3 protein-coding genes and 1 pseudogene are annotated in these 7,576 nt (G+C 62.2%); 3 read left to right on the plus strand and 1 reads right to left on the minus strand.

Translation table 11 applies throughout. From position 1 onward, the window contains the following. The first annotated feature begins 738 nt into the window (after positions 1-738). The 3 genes from F599_RS0112635 to recD2 all read left to right on the plus strand — a co-directional run bounded on the left by F599_RS0112635 (position 739) and on the right by recD2 (position 6,430). Positions 739-2,046: an LCP family protein gene (locus F599_RS0112635; RefSeq protein ID WP_019543866.1), complete on the plus strand. Its 1,308-nt coding sequence runs from the start codon at positions 739-741 to the stop codon at positions 2,044-2,046. A gap of 97 nt (positions 2,047-2,143) precedes the next feature. Further along, positions 2,144-4,129 carry an ABC-F family ATP-binding cassette domain-containing protein gene (locus tag F599_RS0112640; RefSeq protein ID WP_026327990.1) on the plus strand — a complete coding sequence of 662 codons (1,986 nt, stop codon included), beginning with the start codon at positions 2,144-2,146 and terminating at the stop codon, positions 4,127-4,129. 117 nt (positions 4,130-4,246) lie between these two features. Beyond that, the gene (gene recD2 / locus F599_RS0112645; RefSeq protein WP_019543868.1) at positions 4,247-6,430 is read left to right on the plus strand and encodes an SF1B family DNA helicase RecD2; all 2,184 of its coding nucleotides are present in this window, start codon (positions 4,247-4,249) and stop codon (positions 6,428-6,430) included. 300 nt (positions 6,431-6,730) lie between these two features. Here the strand turns inward: recD2 and F599_RS16300 are convergent. Then, positions 6,731-7,470: pseudogene (locus F599_RS16300) on the minus strand (transposase). Positions 7,471-7,576: the final 106 nt, after the last annotated feature.

Raw genomic sequence — 7,576 nt, forward strand, 5'->3', positions numbered from 1 at the left:
CAATCGTGGTAGGCTAGAGATACAAAAGAGCGAACCACCAAGAGGTGGTCGCTCCGATGTATGGAGGAAAAAGATTTTTTCGGCCATACAAACAGTGCTGACACACTGATGGCCACCGACATCCCTATGAAAGAGAAGCTATTTTGCAGGATAGCTTCTTTTTTCATGCTGGGGATGCCGCCGAAAGGGATTACTTACGGCAGAAGACTGCCTGCATCATGGCGAGGACGAAGTCCTCGTCGATGATGCCATAGTGCGCGGCGATGGCGATGATGAGGATCAAGGCCAACGCGAACACGTTGGTTTTCATGTATATCGTGATGCCAGCGGCATCACGCCCTTCTAGGGAACCACTGATTCATTCGGCACCCCGTCTTCACGCGTCTGCATTGTCCTCTCGTCGTCGACAAATCCTCAGCGTAGCCCGCTACGCCTCCGGTTTGTCTCCTAGAGAGATACAACGCATCCGCGCAAATCCGGGGCACCTCATTGAATCAGCGGTTCCCTTAGGATTTACATCGGAGCATCGGCTCGACTACCTATGGCCACCTTTGTTGGTGATTCGCTTTTTTCAGTCTATCATAGTCGGTCAGGCTTTTCTAGTGCCTGGCCGATTTTTCTATTGGCGGCGGGGCGATGTGGTGAGGAGCTTTCGCTGGTGACTGTTTTTCCTAGCGCTCAACTTGTTTTCATGCTATACTTAGGAAGTTGAGTATAAAAAATTGGAGGAGTGTCGAAATGAGACGAACGCGCCGGCAGAAGCGCAGTTTTCGCAGAGTCAAGTGGCTGGCGTTTTTTCTGCTTTTATTCGTGGGCATCGGTCTCGTCTGGGGATTCGGCGGTCTGCACGGGCGGGGCTCGCGCGGCGGTGCGCCGGGTCTGATGGCGGGGGAGCATACAGTTCATGTCATGATCCTTGGCGTCGATCAGCGCGCGGATGACGTGGGCCGCAGCGATACGCTCATGGTGGCGACGCTCGATACGGAGAGCGGCAAGGGCGCGCTGCTCTCCGTGCCGCGCGATACGCGGCTCGCCATCGACGGACACGGCTATGACAAGGCGAATCACGCGTATGCGTTCGGCGGGCACGCGCTGAGTATGTCGGCGGTGGAGAACCTCCTCGGCGTGCCGATGGACCATTATCTCATCATCAATACGAGTGCGTTCGAGCGCATCATCGACGCCATCGGCGGCGTCGATATCAACGTGGAGAAGCGCATGCACTACGAGGATCCCTGGGATGACAACGGCGGCCTCGTCATCGACCTCTATCCGGGCGAGCAGCACATGGACGGCAAGAAGGCCGTCCAGTATGTGCGCTACCGCGACGGCGAGGGCGATATCGGCCGCATCGGCCGTCAGCAGAAGTTCATGAGGGCCGTGCTCGCGAAGGTCATCTCGCCGGAGATCCTGCCGCGCCTGCCGAAGCTCGTCGAGGAGGTGAGCTCCGCCGTCAAGACGGATATGAGCCTCACGGAGATGCTCGATTTCGCGCAGCGGCTCAAGGGCATCCACGACGCGGGGCTCAGCGCCGACATGGTGCCGGGCGAGCCCGCGTACTATCAGGACATCAGCTACTGGATCCCCGATATCGTCGCGACGCGGCAGATGCTCGCAGAGGAACTCGGCATCGAGTTCACGCCGGAGCTGCGCGCGACGGCGGAGGAAGCGGATGCGGAGTACAAGGCGGCGCTGCCGAAGGGGCTCACCATCTCGGGCAGCGAGCAGAAGAAAGCGGACGAGGCGGACTCGGATGATGAGAACAAGGACGAGCCGATGAAGCCGTCGGAGATCACCGTCATGGTCATCAACTCGAGCGGCATCAACGGCGCGGGCGCGCAGGTCGCGGACATCCTCAAGCGCAAGGGCTTCCGCATCTCGGGCGTCGAGACGGGGCGCACGGACGCGAAGGAGAAGACGAGCATCACGACGTCGTCGCGCAATACGGATGTGTTCTACGGCATGCCGTTCCCCTGCATCATCATGGACGGCGGCAGCTCGAACCAGGCCGTTGTGAATATAGGGCGCGATTACAAGAAGAAATAAATCATATGTGGGGCGGGCAGCGGACGCAGAGTCCTGCCTGCCCCCTTTTTCGAGGCATGGCCGCGAGATGCGGCCAACCTTTAGAGGAGAGCACGCTTTGGGAACATTGAAAGTAACAGGACTGGCAAAATCATTCGGCATCGACGAGCTCTTTCGCGATGTGAGCTTCGAGGTCACGTGCGGTGACAAGGTCGGCTTCGTCGGCGCGAACGGCGCGGGCAAGTCGACGCTCATGCGTTGCCTCATGGGGCAGGAGGAGGTCGACGCGGGCGAGATCCACTGGGATACGAACGACACGATCGGCTACGTTGAGCAGACGGCGGCGTTCCACGGCGGCACGCTCTACGAGGAGTTCCGCTCGGCCTTTGATGATATCATCGCGCTCGGCGCGAAAAAGGCGGCGCTCGAGCAGGAGCTGAAGCGTGCGCAGGACGAGGAGACGCTCGCGGCGTACAGCCGTACGCTCAACCGCTTCGAGAGCCTCGGCGGCTACGACTACGAGAGCCGCCTGCGCCGCGTCGCGTTCGGACTCGGCTTTACCGAGGCGGATTTCCAGAAGAACGTCGATCATTTCTCCGGCGGGCAGAAGACGCGCATCTGCCTCGCGAAGGCGCTCATGCGCGAGCCGGATTTCCTCTTTCTCGACGAGCCGACGAACCATCTCGACATCGGCATGACGGAGTGGCTCGAGTCGTTCCTGCGCGACTATCGGGGCGGCGTGCTGCTCATCAGCCATGACCGCTATTTCCTCGACCGCGTCGCGACGCGCATCCTCGAGCTCGACCACAAGACGGTCACGGACTACGAGGGGAACTACAGCTATTTCCTGCGCGTGAAGCACGACCGCCGCGCGGCGCTCGCCTCCGCCTACGAGAAGCAGCAGGCGCACATCAAGAAGACGGAGGAGTACATCCGCCGCTACAAGGCGGGCATCAAGAGCAAGCAGGCGCGCGGCCGGCAGAGCCAGCTCGACCGGCTCGAGCGCATCGTGCTGCCGCCGGAGGACGCGAGCTTCAATTATTTCGCGTTCCACAAGCCGCCGGAGTGCGCGGAGCGCGTGGCGGAGCTCGAGGATGTCTCGTGGCGGTACGGGGAGCATGAGATTTTCTCCCATATTGACCTGCTCATCCGCCGCGGGGACGGCGTGGCGCTCGTCGGGCCAAACGGCGCGGGCAAGACGACGCTGCTGCGCGTGCTCGTCGGCGAGCTCACGTCGCCGACGGGACGTGTGAAGCTCGGCAGCCGCGTGAAGCTCGGCTATTTCTCGCAGCAGCACGAGGGACTGCACATGGAGCGCACGATCCTCGACGAGCTGCTCTACGAGTTCGGCATCGAGGAGGAGCAGGCGCGCAAGTATCTCGGCGCGTTCCTCTTCCACGGCGATGATGTGCTGCGCCGCATCGGCGATCTTTCCGGCGGCGAACAGTCGCGCGTCGCGTTCCTCAAGCTCATGCTCACGGGCGCGAATTTCCTCGTGCTCGACGAGCCGACGAACCATCTCGACATCCCCGCGAAGGAGGCCATCGAGGAGGCGCTCATGGCGTTCCCCGGCACGTTCCTCGCTGTCTCGCATGACCGCTATTTCCTCGACAAGGTCGCGAACTGCACGCTCGTGCTCGAGGGCGGCCATATCAGGGAGTATATCGGCAATTACAGCTACTACCGCAGCAAGGCGGAGGCCGAGGAGAAGGAGGCCGCCGAGGAACGCGAGGCGGCGGAGCAGGCGGCGCGTGCCCGCGAGAAGGCGCGGGAGAAAAAGGCAAAGGCGCGCGCGAAAAAGGCGCACGCGGCAGAAGGCAAGGCGGCCAGCAATCAGGCCGAGGACGCCGCGCGCCGCCGCGAGGAGGCGCTGCGCGGCAGCATCCAGAGCATGAGCGCGGCGAAGCGCCAGGAGCTCATCGACCGCGCCGAGGCGGAGATTGCGATGGCGGAGGCCGAGCTCAAGGGGCTCGAAATCGAGATGAACGATCCCGCGCTGCAGGCAGATCCGGAGAAGAGCCGCGAGGTCGCCGAGGCCTATGCCGCGAAGGAAAAGGAAATCGAGCAGCGCTATGAGAAATGGGAGCGGCTCACGGAGGCGTGAGCCGCAGGGCGGGCTTTGCTTCACGAGCGGCCGGCATACCATTTCATACATCATTTTGAGACTTCTGGATGTATCCAGCGGTTCCCTGGCGCGCGGAGGAGAAAAGGAGGAGATCAGTTGGAGCAGCAGACACTCGCGGGATTCGATACGGAGGAGACGCTCGCAGGCGTCGTCGACAGCGTTATTTTCGCGGCGCCCTCGGGCGGTTTCGCCGTCTTCCGCCTGCGTCCCGACCATGAGAGCGGGCGCGTGAACGTGACGGTGCAGAGCGAGGCGCCGCTCGTGGGGCAGCAGGTCTCGCTCAAGGGGCGCTGGGTCGTGCATCCGAAGTTCGGGCGGCAGTTCCGCGCGGAGCATCTCGTCGTCAGCGCACCGACGAGCGTCGACGGCATCGAGCGGTTCCTCGCCTCCGGCGTCATCGACGGGCTCGGCCCCGCGCTCGCGCGGCGCATCGTGCGGCGGTTCGGCGCGGAGACGCTCACGGTCATCGAGCAGCAGCCGGCACGCCTCGCGGAGGTCCCCGGCGTCGGCCAGGCGACGGCGGAGAAGGTCGCGGCCTCCTATCAGGCGCAGTCGGAGCTCAGGGATCTCATGATCTGGCTCGAGGGGCACGGGCTCTCGGGCACGTTTGCCGCGCGCATCTTCAAGCGGTACGGCTCCTTTGCCCTCGATGTGCTCGAGCAGCATCCCTACCGCCTCGCCGCTGAGGTCGAGGGCATCGGCTTCCAGACGGCGGACGCCATCGCGCGCAGCATCGGCATCGAGCGGGATGACGCCGCGCGCGTCGCGGCGGGCATCGACTACGCGCTCACGCAGATTGCGCTCTCCGGGCACTGCTGCATCCCCGAGGGGCCGCTCGTCGAGCGCGCCGCTGCGCTGCTCGGCGTCGAACGCGAGGCCGTGCGCGCGTCGCTGCGCCATGGCATCGAGGCGGACACGCTCGCCGTCGAGCATGTCGGCGGCGAGACGCTCGTCTATCCGCCCGCGCTCTACGAGGCGGAGCGCCGCACGGCGGAGCGCCTCCGGTACCTCGCGGGCCGCGCGGAGCAGCTGACCGTCAAGGCGCCCGCCGCGCTCGTCGCGGACTGGGAGGCGCGCGCGGGGCTCCGCCTCGCCGCTGGCCAGCGCGCCGCCATCGAGGGCGCGCTCACGAGCGGCATCTTCGTCCTCACGGGCGGCCCCGGCACGGGCAAGACGACCGTCGTGCGCGGCATGATCGAGCTCCTCGAGCGGCAGGGACTCACGATCCTGCTCGGTGCGCCGACCGGGCGCGCGGCGAAGCGCCTCGCCGAGGCGACGGGGCGCAAGGCCGTCACCGTCCACCGCATGCTCGAGGCGCAGGGCGGCGCGCAGGCGATGTTCGCGAAGGACGAGGACGAGCAGCTCGAGGCGGACGTCATCATCCTCGACGAAGTCTCGATGATGGACATCGTGCTCATGCGCCATTTCCTCGACGCCGTCCCCGCGGGCTGCCACATCATCCTCGTCGGCGACGTCGACCAGCTCCCCGCCGTCGGCCCGGGGGCCGTGCTCAAGGACATCCTGCGCTCAGGCGTCATCCCGAGCGTCTGCCTCACCGAGGTATTCCGCCAGGATGAGGCGAGCCGCATCGTCCTCAACGCGCACGCCATCAACCAGGGACGGCTGCTGGAGTGCTCCGCCGCCGGCGATTTCCGGTTCTACGAGTTGCCTGACGCCGCGGCGACCGCCGACCGCATCGTCGACCTCTGCGCGCGTGAGCTCCCCGCCGAGGGCTACTCGCCGCTCAGCGATATCCAGGTGCTCTCGCCCATGCATCGCCAGGACTGCGGCGTCGACAGCCTCAACCGCCGCCTCCAGGCCGCCCTCAACCCGCCGAGGCCCGCGAAGTCCGAGTACACGAACAGCGTCGTGACCTTCCGTCTCGGCGACAAAGTCATGCAGACGAAGAACAACTACCAAAAGCATGTTTTCAACGGTGACATCGGCTACATCCGCGAGCTCGAGTCCGACCACCTCACCGTCCGCTTTGCCGAGACGACCGTCGACTACGAGCGCGCCGAGATCGGCGAGCTCACCCTCGCCTACGCCATGAGCGTCCACAAGAGCCAGGGCAGCGAATACCCCGTCATCCTCCTGCCCCTTGTGCCCGGCCATCACGTCATGCTCCAAAGGAACCTCCTCTACACCGCCGTCACGCGTGCGAAGTCGCTCGTCATCCTCCTCGGTTCCAAGGCGGCCCTCCAGACCGCCGTAGAAAACGACCGCACCAAGCGCCGCTACACCCTCCTCGCCGAACGGCTCACGCATACGCTTGGGTAGGGGCGTGTAGGATACCTTCATCCAGATTGTCGGACACCATGGAGAATCTACGGTGTTTGTAGCTTTCATGCTAAGGATGAATTGTCTGAGACGCAGGAAAGATGCAAACTGACGCATCGCCTGTCGGGAGAAGTGTCGGTTCAAATGGGAAAAGCTCCTGTTGCTGCTGAAACAGGATGGGACGCTCACTCATGGGAAATCGCGTCTAATGGCTAAGTGTGAGGAAGGAGATCTTTATGGCAATACCGAGCTACGATAACTTTTCGAAAATTGCAAGTGCAAATTGAACAGTTATTTTAATCAAGAACAGTTCTCAACAGCATAGACTTCATCGAGAAAATGGTCGAAGAGCTCGGTTGGAGTGTGGTACCCCAGGATACGGCGCGGACGCTGGTTCAGCTCGTCTGCGATGCTTAGAATATCTTCATCACTGTATCGCTCAATGGATGTTCCTTTGGGGATATCGTCTCTCATGAGGCCGTTGTGCCGCTCGTTCTGAGACGTTCCCATGAGCTGTATGGGGGTGTGAAGTAGATCTTTGTACCCCTTTTCCACAGCCGTGAAGATGACCGCCTCGCGCCCCTGACGCCGACCAACGACCGTGTCCACTTCCCAATGACCAATCTCTGTGCCGGCGTTTGCAATCGCAGGTCGCTCCTCTATGCTGCGCCCGAGCATGCGCTTGTTCTTGCAATTCCACTTCCTGTGCTTCTTTTGCCTAAGGCATGGGGTAAATCGAAGAGCGAGAGCGGCAGTTTGTTTGCCCACAGCATATTGGAGTGCCTGCGATTCGCCGTGTAGGCTTCCTGTCCGCGCTTGGCGGTATATCCGGTGATGCGGCCACGATTGCTCTTGTGCGGCGGTGTACCGCGCTTCAGTTCATAATAAACGGTCGTATGGGCGCAGCCAACATTCTTAGCGATACCGCGCAAGGACATCCCCTCCTTATGCAGAGCTTGGATTATCCCTCGTTCAGCAAGCGTGAGATGACTTCCTGATTTACGAACAATCTCATCTGTGTTAAAAAGGTTTCGATTCATAGCGATGCTCCTTTGTTGATGATTGTTTTCAAAACCATTTTAACATAGGAAGTCGCTATGGATTTTTGTTTTTGATTAACTGTTCAAGTTCATTTTACAATGAACC

The organism is Selenomonas bovis DSM 23594 (assembly GCF_000381005.1).
Classification (GTDB): domain Bacteria; phylum Bacillota; class Negativicutes; order Selenomonadales; family Selenomonadaceae; genus Selenomonas_C; species Selenomonas_C bovis.

What these genes read in the sequence shown, in the direction of transcription:
- F599_RS0112635 (WP_019543866.1), top strand. Translation starts at nt 739, where the DNA reads ATGAGACGAACGCGCCGGCAGAAGCGCAGTTTTCGCAGAGTCAAGTGG.